The organism is Candidatus Liberibacter sp. (assembly GCF_014048425.1).
Taxonomy (GTDB): Bacteria; Pseudomonadota; Alphaproteobacteria; order Rhizobiales; family Rhizobiaceae; genus Liberibacter.
Genome location: NZ_JACETX010000089.1, coordinates 1 through 909, shown reverse-complemented (window position 1 = coordinate 909; position 909 = coordinate 1). Strand labels below are relative to the sequence as shown.

The following is a 909-nucleotide window of genomic DNA, read 5'->3' as shown; positions in this document are numbered from 1 at the left end:
CCCCTGTTCCTGGAGGCATATCGATGATCAAGACATCTAATTTACCCCAAGCGACATTTTTAATCATTTTTATTACTGCTGCATTTATCATTGGAGCACGCCATATGATAGGGACGCCCTTCTTTACGAGGCATTCTATCGACATGACTTTAATTCCATGACTGATCATGGGCAGGATTTCTTGTTGTTCAGATAAATTTGCTTTTTCTGTAATATTGAGGAGTTTTGGTAAAGACGGACCATATATGTCTGCATCCAGTATTGCTATCTTTTTCCCGATCTTTTGCAAAGCATAAGCAAGATTGACAGTTGTAGTCGATTTCCCAACACCACCTTTGCCAGAAGCTACCGCTATCACGCTTGTGACATCCTTGAGAGAATTTACTTCTGGTGTTTCTTTTATGTGTTCAGATTTATCTGCTGTAAGTGTAACAACAGCCTTTTCTATATCTGGAATGCTGACAATCATCTGTTCCGCTTGAATGCGTAAAGATTGCAATTTATGTGCTACTTTTTGAGGTACATTTATAGATAAATATGCTTTGTTTTGTACTATACATATATCCGATACCCTGCTCATATCAACAATATTGCCGGTATCTCCTGGTATTTTAAGCACTTTTAATCTTTTTATGATATTATCTTTGATAGATTTTTTCATATGCGACATAAAAATATACCATAATAATTGGTTGCGGGGGTAGGATTTGAACCTACGACCTTCAGGTTATGAGCCTGACGAGCTACCGATCTGCTCCACCCCGCGACATGGGAATTGCCTGTCATCAAAATTGAATAGATCCGTGTTTTATAGACCTGGCAGCGACCTACTCTTCCACACCTTAAGATGCAGTACCATGGGCGCTGGGGCGTTTAACGGCCGTGTTCGGGATGGGAACGGGTGCAGGC

General features: G+C 40.6%; 1 protein-coding gene, 1 tRNA gene and 1 rRNA gene. All 3 read right to left on the bottom strand.

What is annotated here, in order from left to right; translation table 11 throughout:
- Positions 1-670, bottom strand: a 670-nt coding sequence (locus tag H0G72_RS06055) for a P-loop NTPase (RefSeq protein ID WP_182017871.1), incomplete at its 3' end; no start/stop codon positions are given.
- A 19-nt stretch (positions 671-689) separates the two neighbouring features.
- Positions 690-766 (bottom strand) — tRNA-Met (locus H0G72_RS06050).
- Between the two features lie 48 nt (positions 767-814).
- Positions 815-909 (bottom strand): 5S ribosomal RNA (gene rrf / locus H0G72_RS06045); the annotation flags it as partial.